A 19949-nucleotide genomic window follows, 5' to 3' on the forward strand; every position below is an offset into this window, starting at 1 on the left:
TTATTTTTGTCGGTTTTCAGGCCACCATTTGGCCAATATTCATAGTCATCGTTCGTGTAATTGAGATTTTTAAAATCGCCGACGTCGGTTTATCTGACTTGATTAGAGTTGACGTTGATATATTGCTTTGAGATAGATATTCGACTCAAACTTCCTACAATTTTTAATTAAATTCCTCCTGAAATCTTTTAATCATATCATGAAATTGTTCAACTATTTCAGGTGTATCTTCCGATAAATCATCATGAAAATATTCATTTTCATAATATTCATTTGGTAAAAAAGTTATTTCTCCATTTTCTCGAATTTTCATTTTCCAATATTTTGAGACCCTATTATCTACAACCTCAAATAAATCAAGCGGATAATTATGCAAATGATTGTTTTTGTTTAAGCAGTCAATTACTATCGCTCCATTCTTCTCGATATATAGTCCAAAAACTAAATATTCTTCACCTATATCAAGAGAAAAACCTTGCTTTGCTAAAAATGGGTTATTAAACTTTATAATTAGGGCTTCTGTAATCTCTTTTGTTTTAAATTTAACTTTCATTATTGTTTTATTTTATCTAATTTTTGTTGATACCTTTGACCAGAAGGTGCTGGTGGTTCTTCATTATTAATTTTTGTCTTCGTATTATATTTTTCGCCTGTTTTAATATTCTCTTCCCAGTGAGTTTCTATTTTTGTACCATCATTAGCTTTATAACTACTATTAGAACGCATTTTAGCATAATCTTTGGCATCGCCTCCATATTGTTTTGCCATGTCTTCGGCTTTTTTTAGCGGTGTTTTTGAACCAGCCCCTGCGATTGATTCACTTTTACCAGCCATTTGTGATTCAGAAGCCAAACTTCTATTCAATTTATCAAGACTAGCCGCACTTTTTGCTTCTTGGCCACCTGTTCTAAGTAGTAAAGCACCTTCTTTTGCTAAAGTTGCCTCTGCCTTAATTCCAACAGCAAGTAAACCGCCAACTGCCAATTCTTCAATTGGTGCTGCCATTAACATCACAGTACCAAGGGCTTTAGTGTAAGCAGTTAAAAGCTCCTTACCCACTTTCTGTGCATCAGTCGAACTATTAACACCAGCACTTCTGTAAAGTTCACCTTGCAAATTTGGATAAAAAGGTTGTAACTCCGCACCCTCCAACTCTACACCCATGCCAAACTTGTTTTCCTGTAAAGCATAAGTGGAATTATGTGGATATTGCGAGCTTAATGGGTCCACCATCCAAAAACGGCCGATTGTTGGGTCTGAGGGTCTAAACTTGAAAAAATCTATGTTTAGGTCGAAATCTTCAATGCGTTGTTGTTTTTGGTATTGAAAGTGGTTTTTGTTTACGCCGGCTGATTGATTAAATATATATCCAAAAGGATCAAAGTCAGACTGTTGTTTTACTTTTAATTGACCATTTTCGGAAGCAAAACTTAGTCGCAGATTGCCCCAAATATCGCGGTAGTCATATTCATAATTCCAAGAATTGTTTGTAAAAACTATCCTACCTTCGGCATAATTTAAAGAATAATTATTGCCGTTTTTATAAATCAAATCCCCGACATAATCCCAATATTCACCTGCTGAGTTTTCCTTTTTCAACAGCGAACCAGCTCCATCGTAATTAAACTTGAGCCAACGGCCATCGCTCCAAGTTACTTGTTTAACTTTGTTGAGATAGGTATTGTACTCTATCAGGCTTATGCCCTTGTTTGCATCAGATTTCAAAGAACCATTTGGGTAGTAGGTGTAATTTGAACTATTTCCGCTCGCCCGAAAATCTCCTACGTTTGGATTACCACTTACGGCATCACTTACGCCAGTTAGCCTATTTCCCGAATAAAAATAGCTCAAATTATCAATAAGTCCAAAAGCACTTCCATTTATACCATAGCGTTGCAGGGTGTTTATGTTTCCGTTTTTGTCATAGCTCATGCCTGCAATACCGAAGTTTTCGTTGCTTACGTTGCTTGCATAAGTAGCATTGAGTAGTCTTGAGCTTTTATCGTAGCTATAGGTGTAGCTTCGGGTGGGTTTGGCACAGCTGTATGGATTATCGGGGCTTTGCCAAGTTATTTTGCCAATATTGCCATCATAGTAGCCGGCTGTTTCGTAGTCTAGTTTATAGCTAAAGAGGTCGCCCTCGGCGGTGTTTAGGCTTGGGTTGATGCCTTTTAGCCAGCCACGGATATGATAGGCGTAGTCTATGGTTTGTAGGGCGGTGGTAAGGTTTGTGGTGTTGTTGCCCACAAATTTTAGATTCAGCCTTGTGCCGGCTCCGCTAATGTTTAGCCCGCCATAGGTGATGACATACATAATGTCTTGGCTTTGCTGGTTGAAAAGGTTAACGGTATGGCCTACGTTTATTTTGACGGCGTCGCCCACCGTTGGTATACTTGAGCCTTGCCATGTGCTTGGCTGTGTCCAGCTGCCAGAGGTCATGCTTTCTTTGCTATTGCCACAGGTATAGTCCACAGCCCCGGGCTCTATTATTTTCCTGTTTAATCGCCCTAGGTCGTCATAACTATAGTTGGCGAGTACCTTGAATGCTTGGCCGTTGATACTGTGGCGTAGCATAGGGTCATAGTCGGTCTGGGTTTGGTTGCTAATATCGGCTTGGCCCGCCTTGCGGTGTGTTACGTTGTTTTGTAATACTTGGCCCGCAAAACCGTATTTGGTGTTTACGAGGTCTATTCCTCCCAAATGATTCTGGGTTTTGGCCTGAATACTCCTGTTTTTGGTGTCAAAATAGTTAGCCGATATAAAGAACTGGCGGGTTCCTGAGCTCGCCGAAGAAGGGTCGGCTTGGTTGTAGGCTACTGTGCCGGTCTGCAGGCCTTTGGCCGAGGTGTGCTTGGCATGGAAGGCACTGCCCCCCTCAAAGGCCAGGTTATTGTTTAAGGCCGATACAAAATCGTATTGATCATAAAAAGTAAAAAGCTGCACGTCGTTTATACTTGGGTTGACCATGGCCGGAAAACTAGTGCCACTGTAGCCACTGCCACTATTCCATACTTCGTCGGGTGCGGTATATACATTAAAGGCCGACTGCAAAACAGATTGAGCGTTAGCATTGAGGGTTTCGCCCCTGAATACTTCTCTATCAAAGGCATCATATTTCTGGAAATTCCATTTGTTGAGGGTGGCCTGAAAGGCGTCTTGCTGCATCACCAAACGGTCTTTTTTGTCGTATATCATTTTGGTAAATCCTGCCGCAGGTACGTGCTTTTCGGTGTTTCGGCCTCTTGTATCATAATTGTAGAAGAAGACCCATTTCTGAAAATCGGCGGAATTGTACGTAAAGCCGAGGTTGAGGTCATAGCCCATGGGTTGAATAATGGCCTTGGGCCTGCCTAAGCCATCGTAGAGGTAGTGGGTATGTGCATATACGCCCGTTTGCAGCTGCTGGCGTTTTTCTATCATTCGGCCACGTTTGTCGGTGTATGCTATGGTTTCGTTGCCCTGCTCGTCTAGTACTCTTTTTTTGAAAAGCGAATGGGCAGGATAGGTACCGCTTAAGACGATGTTATTGGATGCGTTGACGGCATAGTATCGTACCTCTGTACCGCCAGATTCATAGAATATTTGTGTCTTTTTGTTTGCTGCACGCCATGCTTGCCCTGCCCCAAAGCTGGCCATTGGGCGATTGAGCGGGGAAGCTTCAAAAATAGTGCTGTCTGTGGGAGCGGTATCAGCATAAAAACTTTGGGCAAGGCTTTTGGCATTGCTTATGGGAGCGTAAACCGTAGAAGTAGCCGCCACTGGCAATAGTGTACTTAGCTGGCGGTTATATTTATCGTAGTTAATTTCGCTCTTGATAAGGCTCTTTAGGTCGGGCGTTTGGCCTATACCTATGGCTTGGGTGGGCCTGCCGAGCCCGTCAAAATGTTGGTAATCGACTATCGAATTTAGGTAGGATTTGGCCGATACATCATTGGTGGTGGCGATTCGTGGCTTGGCTGAAGCTATATAATTTTCGGCAGGGCTAATTTTGTATTCATTGGTTTGCAAAATGTTGCCCTCGTGGTCGGTGGCTTTGCTGAACCGCTGGTGGGAATCATAAAAATAGCTTGTTTTTAGGCCATTGGGTGCAAAATGCTGACTAAGGCCAATATGTGGCCGATGCAGGTACCAGTCAATGAGCGTATTGGGTATGGCGTTTTGGAAATTTTGCAAAATGGTTTCTTGGGCAGCACTTAATGTACTGACCGAAAACGCTGCTGGCGAAAGTCCAGTACTGCTCAGAGCGGTATTTACATGCGACAAAGTGGCGTTTTTTACCAAACCAAGCACCAAAGAGTTATTATAGCCATAGATAAGTGTTGTGGGTTGGCCATCTAGTTCATAAGAAAGTATATTGCCATAGGCATCGTAATTTTTAAATTCTACTCGTTTTTCGAGGGTTCCGCCTGTAGCAGCCACCCAAGTTTCTGATGGTAATATATTGTTGGTAAGTCCTCTGGCGTTGGTTCCTGTGAATGAATTGTAGTTATTTTTTTGGTGAAAAATATCGCTATATCCACTACCAATATTTTCTCTAGTTTTATTTTCTAAGGGGTTGGCAATCATGTTTCGGCTTCGCATTTCTAAAGCGATGGCATCAGCATTATAAGAGCTATTAGTAGAGAAAATGTTGATATCTTGATAATAATGACCTACTTGGGAGTTTTCGGTGGTGGTAGTGTCTGGCAAAAGGTTTTCGTTGTAATGAAGGCTCACCATATTATTTACGCCATCCCTTACTTCGTTAATCTGTATTGGTTTTATTGCTCCAGTTAGGTTTGATCCGTTAAAAAACACCAATCTTGGATTGTTGCAGGAGGTCGAATTTTGAGTAGCGGAAATCTGACCGCCATTGGTTAAAAAGCCAAATGGCATACCCGAATTACAGGAGTTACAAATTGCATTTGCTTCATTGATTTTATAAACCAGCTGAAAATTTTGAATACTTTCATTCTTATAAATTTGGTAGTCAGTGATTTTGGCATATTTCAAAACATTATCTGTGTCAAAAAATTTTAGACTTAACTCTTGACCGCGTTTCCATGGTTCAATATTCCTTTGTAATGTAAATGGACTAGATACAATGATATCAGGCTCAAAACTAAAGGTATGCTCTGTTCTGCCGATTTTGACGGGGTCAATATTTTCTTCTTCAAAAACCGTCACCAAGGTATAATAGACCGGACTACTATCAAAAGGGTTAGCTTGAATATTGGCATCAGGACTAATGATATCTGTTTTTAGTATATCTGTGCCCGATAAATACTGAACAGTACCCACTAAACCTGTAGCTGGAAATCCCCAGTTTCCTGTAGTTAATTTTCCAAAACCTGAGCCATCTGCTGAGCTAAACTCATATCGCTTTAAAAAACTTAATGAAGCATTGGCGAGATAGTGTTTGATGGTTTTTATTCGAAGACCACCGGCGGTATATATGCTGCTATTTCTGATAATTTTATTGGCCTCGAAATCAAACAGTGTAAACCCACCAGAGGGGTAAACTATTTTGTTTAAAACAGCTTGTTTGATATAAGTTTCATTACTGTTTCTATTGGCATTGCTACCGGTCCAAGTCACTCCATTAAAAGGGCTGTCTAAGGTATGAGCATTGTTTTGGTGGTTATAATAACCAAAATAATCTATTTTGGCCATATCGCTGAGGTCTGAGTTAGAGCCTTCTTTGTAAAACCAAGAGTAGTTTGAGGTGGTATATTCAAATTTATAAGTCTGAATATCAGTCAACGTAGCATCAGAAAAACGAAGACTATCCAGTCTCAAGCGTCCGTTATTGCCGAGTCTGTCTGTAAAATAGCTGTAATGAAAACTGTAAAGCTTCATGAGCCGCTTTTCCCCATTTTCATAGTTATATATCTTAATACTCTCTAGGGAATGTCCATCCGCAAAGTCTGCTCGATTAGCAGTGGATTGCACAAACTCCACTTCACCATTGTTAAAAGTAATTTTATGTATATTCTTTTGGGTATTTTGGCGGGTTTGAGTGCTGGGAGTAGGCGTTGTTCCGTAAGAAGTGGGAAAACCTGCGGCATTGTAATTTATAGTAGCTGAATAAGAAAGACTGCTTTGTTGGATTGTTCCACCATCTTGGTATGAAAGTTCAATTTTATCGTTGGCATTTGGAGATAAAATTTGGGTCAATGGCCAAGAAACTATACCAGCGTTTTCTAGACCAAAAGAAGTGGGAATCGTTTGAAATTCGTTTACCTCTGTACCATCGGCATATTTTCCAAAGCGATAGAGTTGACCATTTTCATTTATGACCTCAAAAGAATTAATGGTGGTATTGGTGCCAATACCATAGTTTATTATATGAGGCTGCCAGGGCATTAAAAAGGGAGGTACTCCATTATGTCTCAACATAAACTTACCCGAAACACTTGGTGCGGAGTAAGTAAATAAGTCAGGTTGGGTATCAGCCAATCCATTTTCAACGGTATTCAAAAAGCTGTAATCTGAAGCTGAATTACAAAGGTCTCGGTTAATAATAGGGTTGTTCAGGTAGTTGGTTGCTATAGGTTTGTCGTCAGCAATTGATTCAATACTTCGGTTTATTGCACCACCAGCGTCTAAACTAAATCCCCAGCCCACCCACGAGGCTAGCTCATTAATCCTATGACCCGAAGCATGGTATCTAAGAACTACTGGCAAAGATAAATCCCCATCTTGTACGGTATAAATAGGTATGCTAATATCTGGTACTCCAGTTGCTAAGTTTACGGAATAATCTCCAAACTTTTGAAAAGCAGCCGTGTTGGGTGGTAAAGGGGAGTAGTTCGGTATGTATTTTTTGTAAGGATCGGCCTGGGCACTAAAAATACGGGTGGAGTCAGTCTTTGTGCTATCAGTTTGAGTGAAGCCCTCTAAGCCAAGTAAGATAAGCAGTATCGAAGGTAAAATTTTTTTCATATATGTCAAAAATATTTCGTATACCATTTATTAGACCACTCATTTTCGATTTTTTGAGTCTTTTTTGGTGGCATTCTAACCATTGTTGTTGATCCTATTTTACATCAATTAGTATCTATTTGGTATTTGTTATCTATAAAGTCAAACAGGCGGGTTGTTTTTTGTTACAAATACATGAATCAGGTGTATAAATCTCCGTTTTTGCTGCTGATGTGGTTTAATATAGTTTTATTAATTCTCAAATTCACACGTAATCTAGGGCTATTGGCAAGAAGTTTATGTCAGCATAAATTTTTTGTTGGTTTAATTTTTCCGATGAAAACAAGGGCAAGAATTGGCCGTCATGTTTTTTGTCGAGCAAAAAAACAAGCTTAATAATGTTTAAATTATTATTTAAGCGGGGGGGGGGCAAAAAATTGTGACTAACGATTTAGGGTTTAAAATAGTCAATATTTTCTATTCGCACAAAAATTTCGTTACCTATAGAAAAATGGGTTGGAATTTTGGGAAATAATCTAAAAAATAACCGAATCAAGAGCATACTTTTGAAACAAATAAATATTATAAACGGGTTAGCTTGTCGAAAACAATAAGGCTGTTTTATTTAATACTTGAAGACATATATCTGAAAATTTTGAATGCTGTAAGTGACACAAAAAAAATAATATAGTATGTGTTTCTTTTAGTTTCTGTTTCGGTCGTTTCATATTCATAAATAGCATAAGCCACCGTAAATACCACCAGAACGAAATAGTCACTGAACTTCAATTTTGCATGTATAATATTAAAGAAAATCATAAGATTTTTATTTGATAACGTTTGCTTTTTTTACCAATTCCACAAATGAGAACCACGCTATTAAAACACATTAAATTTAGTAAAAAAACTAGATAAAATATTCAAAATAAGATATATTTGAGCTAATATAAGTTTTTTTATACCTTATGTTAGATCAAGAAGAATTCAAAAAGAATCTACGGCAGATGAACCTGTCAGAGAAACAAATTCGAGATTTGATAGTAAACTTATCCGGAGAAAAGCAGGTAGGGGGTTCTTTTTTGTGTAAACATTTTAATACACAATCTGACTATTTAGGAGTTACTTGTTTAAGTTGCAAAAAAGTTGTGGCTGGTCGTGGATTTGGTGGAACAGCTGAAAAGTGTATGCATGTTTATGAAAAAACCGCTAGAGCTTTTGAGGAGTGTACGTACTGTGGAGAGAAAAGAAACAAGTATTAAAAATTACGGACTTCATTATTCTTGCGGGATACGTAGTGGTTATATCCATGACCCAAACCCCGAGTTGTAAATAGATTCCCTCGAAATAGGGGAGCAAGAAAATATTACTACACAAAATTTCAAGAACCGTTTCGGACAGACCTGAAAAAAACGTAACGTACACCCACATAAAGGAGATATTTTAACCGTTTGGAGATTTTATAGGTTGAGGAAAAAATGTACCTAATTGGATGGTCAACCTTAAAACGCTGGAGGTGTTGTCAATTAGCGGTTTAAAAAAAAATATTGACACCAAGGCGGCTGTAGTAAAATTGGTTTTTTATCTTTTTGTAGTTTTATCTTCTTTGATAAAAGTTGGATTCAATACCAGTCAAAGGCTAGATAAAATTCCGTTATTGAAAGAGGTCGGGTAGGAGGTAGACCGAAGAAACTTTCAAAAAAAGCAGGAAATAGCAAAAAGATTTTTACTTATTCATAAAATATACAATTCATGCTATTTGCGAACAGCTTGGAATAAGGTAGCCAATATTATTTAAATATTTAAAAAGCAGTTTTTATAAAGAAACGGATTTTGATTAATCAAAAAACACGCACATCCAGAAATAATGAATGTCGCTTCAGGTAGCTTCTTTAAGTCAAATTATTTGAGGAATTTCCTTAATTAGGTCATTTGAATAGTGAGATTGTTGTTTAGAAACCCAAGCTTTTGTACTAGATTTGGAGCTTTACAGATATTGCCCTCGCTTACAGCCGAACCTCGTTTTTTAGTAGATTTTAAAGTAATTCTAAAATTACTTTAAAAGTATTGTCTAATTATTGAATCTAGGCTATTTTAATTTATTACCTGCAGATAAATACTCATATAGGTCTTAAGTAGAATTACAGATAATTACCTAAAAACGTTATTTGTAACCCTTTCAGTGATTTATATGCTATTAATTTTCAGATAATTGGATATTTTTTGAATCTAATAAAAAATTTCCAAATTTAAATTAAGCATTGTGAAAACTATCCCATTAAAATCATTCAAGTACACATCTTTTAAATTGATTTCGCTCATTCTTTTTACACTTATATTAATTTTTTCACAAAAAAAGGTTTTTGCTCAAATTACACCCTTAAATAATATTGGGAAAGAAGTTTATATTGATTTGGGAAACTTCCAAAGAAATGGCGGAGTATATATAGCATCAAACGGCTTGATAAGTAATTTTAAAACTCAGTTTCCTAATTATGATGGGAACTTAATAAATGTTACATTCAATGAAGAGCTTATTTCTCCTCAAAAGATAAAAGATATTAGTATACTTTCTGGGAAATCTGAGGACGGAAAAACTCAAATGAAAATTACATTAACAGAAAATACGCTGGATGGTATTATGCAAACACCAGAGGGCTATTTTTTTATAGAGCCCATTGCGAACTCTGTGAACCAATTTCGGATATATGCAATGTCTGAGACCAACATTGATAACCTAAAGTGTAATGTTGGAGATGATTTTCATCAAAAAAAAGACGAAAACCAAGCCACAATAAAAAGTATTTCTCCATTTCCGGTTGGAGGTTCTTTAAGAAAGTATAGAATGGCCGCAGCGGCAACGGGAGAGTTTGTTAGTTTTTATGGTTCGCAAGCTAATGCTCTTTCAAAAATTGTTTCTTTGTTAAATGCAGCCAATCTTATTTTTGAATTAGAAGCTTCCATACGATTTGAGCTCATAAATGAAAGTATAAATTATGGTATTTTGTTTACCAACCCATCAACGGACCCTTTCTCTCCAGACCCAAATTTTGCAAGTGCCGCCGCTTCACAAAATGGCTTTAACAATATGAATGCAAACGGTATACTTCCTTATTCTTATTACGATGTCGGGCATACATTTAATATATTCACATCTTCGTTTATTTCTTCGCAGGGCCAAGCTGGCCCAAGTCCCTGTGTAGACAATTTTAAATCTAATGGTTGGACAGAGTGGAGTAATCTGGCAACCTTTCCAACTTATCTCAGTATGGTGGTTAGGGTATTTACCCACGAAGTTGGTCACCAATTTACAGCATGGCATACATTTAATGCTGTAGGTGGGCCTTCCGAAAGTAATCCTAATTTTTGTCTAGGTGGTTGGTCAAACACCGATGCAGTGGAACCTGGCAGTGGAACCACACTTATGAGTTATGCTAATAACTGTGTTTATCCTACTAATTATACCATTTCTGGTGGTAATCAATTATCATATTTTAATACAAAGAGCCTTGAAAAAATATATAACTATGTTAATAATCAGGCCACATGCTATACTACATCATCTACTGGGAACACCCCACCAGTAGCCTATGCTGGAGTAGATGTAAGTATTCCAAAAGGTACACCGTTTAAATTAAATGGTACTGCAACTGATGCCAATGGCGATATAATGACTTATACATGGGAACAATTTGATGTAGCTACCGTAGGTGATAAAGGAGCCTTAGGGTCGTCAGTAAGTGGGCTAGGCGGATATCCCGCCGTAAATAGTCAAACCGCACCTTTGTTTAAGAGTGTACAATCCGCTAGTAGCACCGAGCGATTTTTCCCCAGTCTGGGATATATATTAAATGATGCTAATAACCCGGCAGATAATGTAGGCGAGGATTTGCCCCTGGTAGTAAGAGATATGCATTTTAGATTTACTGTCAGAGACAATAGGGCTAATGGTGGTGGAGTTGATTCCGATGAGGTTAAAGTTAGTGTAGTAACCTCGGGCCCTTTTGAGATTACGTCTCAAAATTCTCCAACACTTTGGTTCTATAATGGAAGTAATACAGCCAATATAACCTGGAATGTAAATGGGACAGACTCGCCTCCCCTTAATACTAGTCACGTAAAAATAAGTTTTTCAACCGACGGCGGACAAACCTTCCCAATTGTATTAATAGGAAGTACTCAAAACGATGGACAATACACCGTTACTATTCCTAACAATATCACTACGAGAGGAAGGATAAAAATTGAAGCTATAGATAATGTTTATTTTGATATTAACAATATCGATATAACCATAGCAACCGCTTGTAGCCCTGAAGAATCTAGTATATACCCGACTTCTAGTGTCACAGAACAAGCCGGTTCAACTAATCTAAATTTGAATATGTCTGCATTTGGTGTACCAATAAATTCATTTACTGGAACGATAGCATCTACTGACCCTGTAACTAATATTACCTTTAATAATGGTTCGGGTTCATGTCAAAGAGCTGGCAATAGTACCTATTATGATATATTCACATTTATTCCAAATACTTCTGGTACATACACTTTTAGCTTTTCAGGCTCAGCCGCTGGTAAAATAATGACCGTTTATTCCGATTCTTATAATGCTTTATCGCCATGCACCAATTGGATTGGAACTAGTGCAGTTTATTCAGCACCGTATGTTTCTACAAATAATACTACAACCGTAATACTTGCTGCTTATAATGTTTACAAATTAGTAATAACAGGTTTTAGTGGTGTCCCTGCCACACCATCTTATTCTATAAACATTACCTCTAGTCCAGCGGGTACTATAGTTTACTCTCCTCTAGTTTTAAATCCATATGATTACACATACCTTGTAAAAAACAATGTATCAGGCAATATATCAGGTTTTACTAACACTGCAGATTTATCAAATTCCAGTACATATTCTCATGGTGATTATACGGTTTATGGTTTGTCGTTTCAAGGAGGTTTAAGCCTAGCACCTTATATAGGCACTAGTTTTTCTAGTTTTCAAACCTTATTAGCAAATGGAACAGTTTGTGGAAAAATTAGTGCAAATTCAAAATTAGTTACGCTTGTACCTTGTACGGCCCCAGCGGCTCCTAATACCACATCAGTCAACCGGTGCGGCACGGGTTCAGCCGTACTTACGGCGTCTGGATGTACGGGTTTTTATAATTGGTATGCTGCCAATACAGGTGGAGTTAGTTTAGCCTCAACGGCTTCATTTACAACGCCAAGTGTATCTTCAACTACCTCATATTATGTAAACTGTACCGTAAATGCTTGTGCTAGTTCAAGAAGTTCAGCTACAGCTACCATAAATAATATTCCAAGTGCTCCAACCACTACTTCCAATGCCAGATGTGGCACGGGTTCGGTCGTTCTTGCAGCCGCAGGATGTACGGGTACTTATAATTGGTATGCCACCAGTACTGGCGGAGTAAGTTTGGCCTCAACGGCTTCATTTATAACGCCAAGCTTAACTTCTTCAACTACTGCCTATTTTGTAGATTGTACCGTAAGTGCTTGTGTTAGTTCAAGAAGCTCAGCTACTGCTACAATAAACATAATTCCTAGCACGCCCCTAGTAACGGTCAATTCTGAAATAATTAATAGTGGGCAGGCCACCACACTAAATGCTTCAGGATGTAATGGTGTTGTAAAATGGTATAACCAAGAAATAGGAGGTATAGAATTAGGCATAGGGACAAGCTTTATTAGCCCTATCTTATATAATCCACCGAGTGATAGCTACAGTTATTTCGCAGAGTGTATTGAAAACGAATGCCCGAGCTTAAGTCGAGGAGCCGGCACGGTTAGTGTAAATATTAATCCTTGTCAGTCATTGGCTTATGACTTAGTGTCCACATTAAATGATATCAGTAGTGGAACCATTAAGTTTGAGGCAGGAAGAGAGATCAAAGCTAAAAATAAAATAACTGGCTCAGGCAAAGTAAAATATGATTCTGGAAAATACATATTGTTAGAGCAAGGATTTACTGCAGATTTAGGCACTGTTTTTGAAGCAAGTATAGATGGTTGTGGTAATAACTAAAAAAATTAGCGAGTAAGGTTTTTTTAAGTTCTAAATATATTTATTTTATTACTCGAATTAAAATACAGGTTTTTTATTCGAATTTTACAACTAAAAACTTCCAAGAAATACCCCGAAATATACAACATATGTACCACATGTGTGACAACGAAGGTTTCATAGTAATTAAAACAATAGTTTAGGCTCCTATTAACCAAACTAAAAACCTATGAAATATTTTTATTCGCTATGTGCAGCGATGCTTATTTTCTGCACAAATTCATTCGGTCAAATTACCGGAAAAGTCCTTGATGGGGGAGATCAATCGCCAGTTATTGGGGCTACCATCAAAAACAAGTCTAACGTGGGTACGTCGTCAGATGCCACGGGTTCATTTACCATCAATGTGCCAGCTGGTACAGATCTAGAGTTCAGTTTTATCGGCTATGAAACTAAGACAGTAAAAGCAGCAAACGGTATGGTTGTTACTTTGAGTCCATCTTCTACGAGCCTTTCTGAAGTTGTAATTTCGGTTGGTAGTAGAAACTCTAAGCGTACGTTGACTGACACGCCGCTTCCTGTAGATATCGTAGCTACTAAAGAGCTGACAAGCACAGGTCAAACCACTTTTGACAAGGCTTTGCAGTATCGTGTGCCTTCATTTAACACGGTTCAAACTCCAGTAAATGATGCAACATCGCTTCTTGATCCTTACGAAATCAGAAACATGGGACCAAGTAGAACGCTAATTTTGATAAACGGAAAGCGTAAAAACATGAGTTCATTGCTTTATACCCAAACATCGCCGGGTAGAGGTGAAACTGGTGCTGATATCTCTGCAATACCTGTGGATATGATCAAAAGAGTAGAGATACTAAGAGACGGAGCTTCTGCTCAATACGGTTCTGATGCCATTGCCGGTGTTATGAATATTATCTTAAAAGACGACGCTAACAACGGTGGCGTTACTTTGAGGTCAGGAATTACTTCGAAAGGAGATGGTGAAATGTATGGTGTGGCTATCAATAATGGTAATTCATTGGGTAAAGACGGATTTGTGAACTATACATTAGATATGTCGCAGTCAAAACTTGCCAACAGACCTGGTACCGTTGATGCTGCTGGTGAAGCTGCCGATTTTGGAGCTAACATAAACGATGTTAAGGCGTTTTTGGCTAAATACCCAGATGCACGTAACATTAACGGTTCTCCTAATACTACTGCAATGAAATTTGCGGGTAATGCAGGTAAAAAGATTTCTGCTACAGGTGAGATATACGCTAACTTCGGATATGTGTATAAAAAAGTTAACTCATTTGCTAACTTCCGTACGCCTTACTGGAGAACTCTCTCGTCATTCCCATATCTAAAGGATTTCTTTGGTGACGGTACTGCCGCTTCATACCAAGGATATGTGCCTACTTTTGATGGAGACCTAGTGGACTACAACGGTACTTTAGGATTTAAATCAAGCAGAAACGATTGGAACACAGACGTAAGTTTCACTACAGGTGGAAACGAGCAAACATACACAGTTACTAACTCGCACAATAGAAATGGAACACTTAATCCGGACGGAACTAACAAATACAAAGAAAACAGCCCGATCATATTCAAACCAGGTGGTACGCGTTTTACCCACAATGTAGGTAACATCGATATCAACCGAAGACTTAATGACAAAGTAGGCGTGGCTTTCGGTTCTGAGTTTAGATCAGAAAACTTCACAGTAATAGAAGGAGATTTAGCTTCTTACGAGGACGGTGGTGCTGACTCATTTGCAGGAAATGACCCACGTAACTCGGGTACATTTAACCGTTATAACATCGGTGCTTATGCTGACGTGGCGGTTGACTTTAGCGATAATTTCTTAATCAACGGTACTGCTCGTTTAGAAAACTATTCAGATTTTGGTAGTGCTTTTGTATGGAAATTAAGTACAAGATACAAATTTGCAGATGATAAAGTAACGCTTAGAGCTTCGGCTTCAACGGGTTTTAAGGCTCCAACGCTTCACCAGATTTATACACAAAAAGCTCAGTACAGCTTCGTGCCAGGACAAGGAATTCAAGTAGGTGGTTTGGTTTCAAACGTTTCGCGTGAGGCGAGACTATTGGGTCTTCCAAGTCTTAAGCCTGAAAAATCTATGAACATTACGATGGGAGTAGGTTTAAATCCTTCTAAAAACCTGAGCATTACATTAGATTACTATAACATTGCGGTTAAAGACAGGATTATCCTAAGTACTGAAATTGGTTCTACTGCAGCTGGAAACACGAAACTTGACGGAGTATTGAAAGAAAACAACCTTTCAGACCTTAGTTTCTTCGTAAACGGACTTAATACACGTACTGCCGGAATTGATTTCGTATCGAGCTACCGTAAAATCGCGGTTGGCGAAGGTAAGTTAAATGTTAACCTAGCAGGTAACTATACTATGAAAAACGAAAGAGAAGGAGCAGTTAATAACCCTTCGATTGTAGCTTCTGCTGGTCAGTCAGTAGTAAACGGTACACAAGAGGCCTTGTTCTTTACTTCACGTCCTAAGTTTAAGGCGATTCTTGGTTTAGATTACCAAATCAACAAATTAGGAATTACGCTGAACAATACTTTGTTCGGACCAACGAAGTTCCAACAACAAGGTATGAGTTTAGATCTTTACACGGAGTTTAAAACTAAAATGGTTACAGACTTAGGTATCTCTTTTGAGACTACTAAAAACTCTACTTTACAGTTAAATATCAACAATATTTTGAATGTATTGCCTGAGTGGTCATTTAAAGCACATAACGCCAAAGGCGAGGCATTGTTAAAAGATGCAGCTGCTTTGAAAAACGAATCAAACCTGATTACGTTTAACCAAAGATATTCTCAAATGACGTATGACGGATACCACTTTAGTCAATTAGGTACAATATTTAACTTAAGCTGGAACTTTAGATTCTAATTTTTAGAAAAATAAGATACCTCTTATAATATTTAGAGGTATCATTTCTTTTAAACTGTATGAAAATAATAGCAGTTGCTAATACGGAAAACAAACAAGGAAAAACTACACTCGCTATAAACATTGCGTATTTCTTTACGTCCCAAAATATTAAGACAGTTATAATTGATGTTCAAGGAAATACAGATGGGCTAGGTCAATATGAAGGATTAAGTAGAGTGGATGTTGTTCCGATAGAATATCTAAGTGATATTAAAGATGAATATGATATAGGAATCATAGACCCTCCTCAATATTTGCATCCATTAATGTCAGAAATATTTAAAATTTCAGATTTTATTTTAATACCTATCGTGCCAACAGATATAAACTTGGTAAGTTTTAATCAAACAATACAAAACTATTTAGAGATAAAAAAAGAACGAACCCGTCTCAAAGCAAAAATAGTACTCAATATAGTGCCAAACAATAAAGTATTGGTTGATAAAGCCCTAGAGATTTTATTCAATACTGGGATAAAAATACATGCAACGGTAATTCATTTTAGAAGCTTGTATAAAAATGAATTGCAAATTAATAAAGTATTAGAATTAGTAAGCGAAGACAGGCTTGCAAAAGAAGAAATTAAAAGCTTATGTAGGGAGCTTTTGAAAGAAATAAATTTATAGGAATTAAGTATTTTTCCGATTAAGATTTCAAATTTATTTTAAATGTATTACTAAGTGTTATACATTTTTCAAGCTTTTTATAATTGGATACATGGTTTAGATTAATCAAATATCTATCATTAAACATTTGGAAACTAGACGGCGGAAACTCTCGAGCGAAAGTAATAAGTGGCTTTTTTATCAATAAATAGCCGCCATTTTTAAAATGAACACTCGTAATGTTTTGTGATTCATATCTAAAAAATGATATTTGGCTTTGGTCTGCTCGAATTTTTTCTCCTAATACAATATTCATAATTCAAGATTTTTTTTAATACAGAATAGATTCAAGATTTTTTTTGTATTTTTTACCTAAAGGGAATTTAAGATTATTGATATATAGTTCGTGGTTCGAATAATCAATTTTTGAAAGATGATTAAGATTAACTAATGTACTTTTATTGATCTGAAAAAAACGCTTGTCTAAAGTGGTTATCATTTTTTTTAAAGATAGTTTTTTTGCAATTTTTTTGCCATTATTAAAAAAAATGATACAATAATTGCCTTCTGCTTCTACACGTTCTATTTCTTCAAAATAAATCCTTTGCGGAGCTTTTTGATTTGATTTCAAAAATATATAATTGTTCTTTAAATTGATATAATTGTCCGCTAGTATATTCAATGTAGAAATAAGTGAAACTTCATGAAATGGTTTTACTAAGTAACTACTCATTTTATAATTATCAGACCTACCTAATACTAATTCTTCTTGCGTACCCGAAATAAAGAGGGTTGGGGTTACCTCAAATTTGTGCTGCAATAATGAATCAAATACATTTCCATCTTTCAAATAAATGTCAGAAATAATAAGATCTGGATTAAGATTACTTATCTGTACTAAACCATCTTTAATGGTTTCTGAAAATTTTAAAATTTTAAAATTTTTATATTTCTGCAAAATTCTCTCTAAATGTAATTGCCACAAGTAATCGTCCTCTAAAACTAGAATTTCTACCATAGCTTTATTATTTATTTATTAAATTTCATATAAACCATAATTTTTTTCCATAAAACCAAAAACATAAGTAAATAATTAACACTTATGGGTACATAAATGAAACTATTGTAACAATAAATTAAATTATTTTTACAATCTATAATTTGTTGAATGAAAAAAAATATTTTGATTTTAGAAGATGACCCTCTGTATGCTTTAAAGCTTGAGATGATGTTAGAGGGTTCAGAATTTCATATCATCGCCATCGTTGATAATATTCTCAGTGCATTTGAATATATAAACAAAACAGAGGTTGATATTTTTGTTTCAGATTTGATAATTGATAGTAAACCAAAAGGAATTGAATTTATAAAAGAAATAAGCCCGTCAAATTTTCCAATAGTAGGTATCACGAGCTCATTAGAAGAGGATTTCTATAATGAATTAAAAGATTATTTAGACAACTACCTGGTAAAACCATTTCATAAAATAAGTTTTTTTTCTGTTTTAAATAGAGCACTACTAAACTTTAAAGAAAAAAAGCAGCATGATTTTTTAGCTCATAAATATATACTGTTAAGCGGAAAATCAGGAAGGCTAGAAAAAGTCAATTTTACGGATATTATATATCTGGAAAGTGATATAAACTACGTCACTATTTATACTCTTTTGGGGAAGTATGCAAAAAAAATCTCCCTCAAAAGAATTATGAAGGAGTCTCTAGATCAAACCTTTTTACGCATTCATCACAAATATGTAATTAATTCAGCATACATTTCAGTATTAAATTTAAAAGAGGTGATTCTGAACAATGGCCTAACTTTTCCAGTATCTAGGTCATTTTTAGAAAATATTAAGCGTTTTATTAATCAAAAATAAAATTAGAATGTGATTATTCTGAACTTAGTCAAAACGTATTTAATACCGCATTTTCAAATGAGTCTTAAAAGCATTATAAGAAGATATATTTTTGCAATAATAATTTTTATGATTTAAAAAAGATAGAATCTTATACCAGAATTATGCATTTTCATATAAATGGAGACATTCGGAAAAAATGTATCAATAAAGTATGCCAAGGAATTTTAAAATCAAACGTTTTCCTATAGATACTAAACAACAGACACAGATTATAAAAACCTGTCCGACTTGAATCGTTTTCCCAAAAGTACGATACCTTTGAAAGTGTAGTAGGTACATGAAACAATGATGATCGTTTTTCTCCAGATAAATAAGATTCAATTAAAGACAGTCCTAAATTTGTCATTTTTGTCAAATTTATTTCTTCAGAAATAGATAACAAGTGTCCTGTACTATTTTGTGGATATTTTTTAATGTATACTAATAGATCTACAACATATTGTAGCCTAAGCCAATATTTTTGTTTACTCTGGTTCGCTATTATTATTTTAAATATAAAATCTTTATCGCATGATTTGAATCTATGATAATCTGAGAAATTAGTATTTATGGTGGAAAATAAACTATAATCTGATTCGATAATCATCTCCCAATATAGTTGAATCCTTAAATGTATGCCATTAGTCAGCTTTTTATCAAGATAGACGTAATTATACAATGTATCGGTCAAGATTTTTTCTATGCAATCTGTGTGTTCAATTTTTAATTTGAAACCCCTATCTATTAATAGTTGAACCGCTAAAACTAGCTCTTTTCTTTTAACAAATACTTTTATATGATCTGCCTCCCTTAGTGAGTTTTTGTTATACAAATATTCAAGATAAAATGAACTGTAATAGGGCGTTATAGCAATATGCTTTTCACTAAATGATGCATTTAATACGTGTAATTCATTCTGGATAAGTGGCTTTCTTAGTGCTTCTATTTTGCAAAATAACTCAAGATGAGACAGTTCTTCATGCTTAAAATTAATTCGATTACAGGCAGCTAAAAAAATTGGACGAACTTTATGATAAGCTAGTAATTGATGTAGTTTATTCCAATTTATGGTACGGTTAAGGAGTAAACTTTCAAATTCTGATTTTTCTACTTGCAGTATCAAAAGCTTAATACTTGCAAGTAATATTTTGAGTTCCACAGAATTTTTGTGTGCCATGTATAAAAATATCCTTTTTAAGAAAAGACAAATAAAATTAATGATTTGATTTACTGTATTCTAAAAAACTTGCTTGAATAAACGAATCAATAAAATAGGCAATTCGAATAGAAAATTCATGTATGATGTGGTCTTCTAACATTTCATATTTGTTAAGTTGTTTTTCTAGTCGAAAATATTCGTTCTCTAATATTTTTTTTAAATCAGCGTTTTCAAGGATAAAATCATCAATAATTTTATCAATTTTGGAATCAAAAGAAATGCGGTCTAAAGTCAAGTTGTTTTTAAATAGTTTATAAGCAATTGATACCGCAAACACATACTTATACGCTTTTCCTAATGGTGGA

11 protein-coding genes are annotated in these 19949 nt (G+C 36.0%); 5 read left to right on the plus strand and 6 right to left on the minus strand.

The genetic code is table 11. The annotated features are described in order from the left end of the window. Positions 1 to 163: 163 nt before the first annotated feature. Positions 164 to 553 carry a hypothetical protein gene (locus ACFOOI_RS21915; protein ID WP_379840324.1) on the minus strand — a complete coding sequence of 130 codons (390 nt, stop codon included), beginning with the start codon at positions 551 to 553 and terminating at the stop codon, positions 164 to 166. Then, positions 553 to 6924: a DUF6443 domain-containing protein gene (locus tag ACFOOI_RS21920; RefSeq protein WP_379840325.1), complete on the minus strand. Its 6372-nt coding sequence runs from the start codon at positions 6922 to 6924 to the stop codon at positions 553 to 555. Before ACFOOI_RS21920 ends, ACFOOI_RS21915 begins: the two co-directional genes overlap by 1 nt. Positions 6925 to 7907: 983 nt before the next feature. Between ACFOOI_RS21920 and ACFOOI_RS21925 the strand changes: the two genes are divergently transcribed. The 4 genes from ACFOOI_RS21925 to ACFOOI_RS21940 all read left to right on the plus strand — a co-directional run bounded on the left by ACFOOI_RS21925 (position 7908) and on the right by ACFOOI_RS21940 (position 16549). After that, positions 7908 to 8162, plus strand: a complete 255-nt coding sequence (locus ACFOOI_RS21925) for a hypothetical protein (protein ID WP_379840326.1) — start codon at positions 7908 to 7910, stop codon at positions 8160 to 8162. Between the two features lie 1001 nt (positions 8163 to 9163). Beyond that, positions 9164 to 12955: an Ig-like domain-containing protein gene (locus ACFOOI_RS21930; RefSeq protein WP_379840327.1), complete on the plus strand. Its 3792-nt coding sequence runs from the start codon at positions 9164 to 9166 to the stop codon at positions 12953 to 12955. Positions 12956 to 13163: 208 nt separating this feature from the next. Continuing rightward, the gene (locus ACFOOI_RS21935; RefSeq protein WP_379840328.1) at positions 13164 to 15881 is read left to right on the plus strand and encodes a TonB-dependent receptor; all 2718 of its coding nucleotides are present in this window, start codon (positions 13164 to 13166) and stop codon (positions 15879 to 15881) included. Between the two features lie 59 nt (positions 15882 to 15940). Further along, a complete protein-coding gene (locus ACFOOI_RS21940) occupies positions 15941 to 16549 on the plus strand; it encodes a ParA family protein (RefSeq protein ID WP_379840329.1) in 609 nt (202 codons plus the stop codon). Positions 16550 to 16568: 19 nt separating this feature from the next. Here ACFOOI_RS21940 and ACFOOI_RS21945 read toward each other — a convergent pair whose 3' ends face one another. Further along, positions 16569 to 16844 (minus strand): LytTR family transcriptional regulator DNA-binding domain-containing protein, encoded by a 276-nt coding sequence (locus ACFOOI_RS21945; protein WP_379840330.1) that lies wholly within the window; start codon positions 16842 to 16844, stop codon positions 16569 to 16571. A gap of 15 nt (positions 16845 to 16859) precedes the next feature. Then, positions 16860 to 17546, minus strand: a complete 687-nt coding sequence (locus ACFOOI_RS21950; protein WP_379840331.1) for a LytR/AlgR family response regulator transcription factor — start codon at positions 17544 to 17546, stop codon at positions 16860 to 16862. A 150-nt stretch (positions 17547 to 17696) separates the two neighbouring features. Here ACFOOI_RS21950 and ACFOOI_RS21955 point away from each other — a divergent pair, with 150 nt between their 5' ends. Beyond that, the gene (locus tag ACFOOI_RS21955; protein WP_379840332.1) at positions 17697 to 18404 is read left to right on the plus strand and encodes a LytR/AlgR family response regulator transcription factor; all 708 of its coding nucleotides are present in this window, start codon (positions 17697 to 17699) and stop codon (positions 18402 to 18404) included. 151 nt (positions 18405 to 18555) lie between these two features. On the opposite strand, the gene ACFOOI_RS21960 is transcribed toward ACFOOI_RS21955, so the two are convergent. Both ACFOOI_RS21960 and ACFOOI_RS21965 read right to left on the minus strand, forming a co-directional pair. Beyond that, the gene (locus ACFOOI_RS21960) at positions 18556 to 19602 is read right to left on the minus strand and encodes a nucleotidyltransferase family protein (protein ID WP_379840333.1); all 1047 of its coding nucleotides are present in this window, start codon (positions 19600 to 19602) and stop codon (positions 18556 to 18558) included. Positions 19603 to 19639: 37 nt separating this feature from the next. Beyond that, positions 19640 to 19949, minus strand: a 310-nt coding sequence (locus ACFOOI_RS21965; protein ID WP_379840334.1) for a hypothetical protein, incomplete at its 5' end; no start/stop codon positions are given.

Source organism: Lacihabitans lacunae, assembly GCF_042649125.1.
Taxonomy (GTDB): domain Bacteria; phylum Bacteroidota; class Bacteroidia; order Cytophagales; family Spirosomataceae; genus Leadbetterella; species Leadbetterella lacunae.

Coding starts and splice junctions, on each gene's coding strand:
- ACFOOI_RS21935 (WP_379840328.1), top strand. CDS start 13,164: ATGAAATATTTTTATTCGCTATGTGCAGCGATGCTTATTTTCTGCACA.
- ACFOOI_RS21960 (WP_379840333.1), bottom strand. CDS start 19,602: ATGGCACACAAAAATTCTGTGGAACTCAAAATATTACTTGCAAGTATT.
- ACFOOI_RS21940 (WP_379840329.1), top strand. CDS start 15,941: ATGAAAATAATAGCAGTTGCTAATACGGAAAACAAACAAGGAAAAACT.
- ACFOOI_RS21925 (WP_379840326.1), top strand. CDS start 7,908: ATGAACCTGTCAGAGAAACAAATTCGAGATTTGATAGTAAACTTATCC.
- ACFOOI_RS21920 (WP_379840325.1), bottom strand. CDS start 6,924: ATGAAAAAAATTTTACCTTCGATACTGCTTATCTTACTTGGCTTAGAG.
- ACFOOI_RS21955 (WP_379840332.1), top strand. CDS start 17,697: ATGAAAAAAAATATTTTGATTTTAGAAGATGACCCTCTGTATGCTTTA.
- ACFOOI_RS21915 (WP_379840324.1), bottom strand. CDS start 553: ATGAAAGTTAAATTTAAAACAAAAGAGATTACAGAAGCCCTAATTATA.
- ACFOOI_RS21945 (WP_379840330.1), bottom strand. CDS start 16,844: ATGAATATTGTATTAGGAGAAAAAATTCGAGCAGACCAAAGCCAAATA.
- ACFOOI_RS21950 (WP_379840331.1), bottom strand. CDS start 17,546: ATGGTAGAAATTCTAGTTTTAGAGGACGATTACTTGTGGCAATTACAT.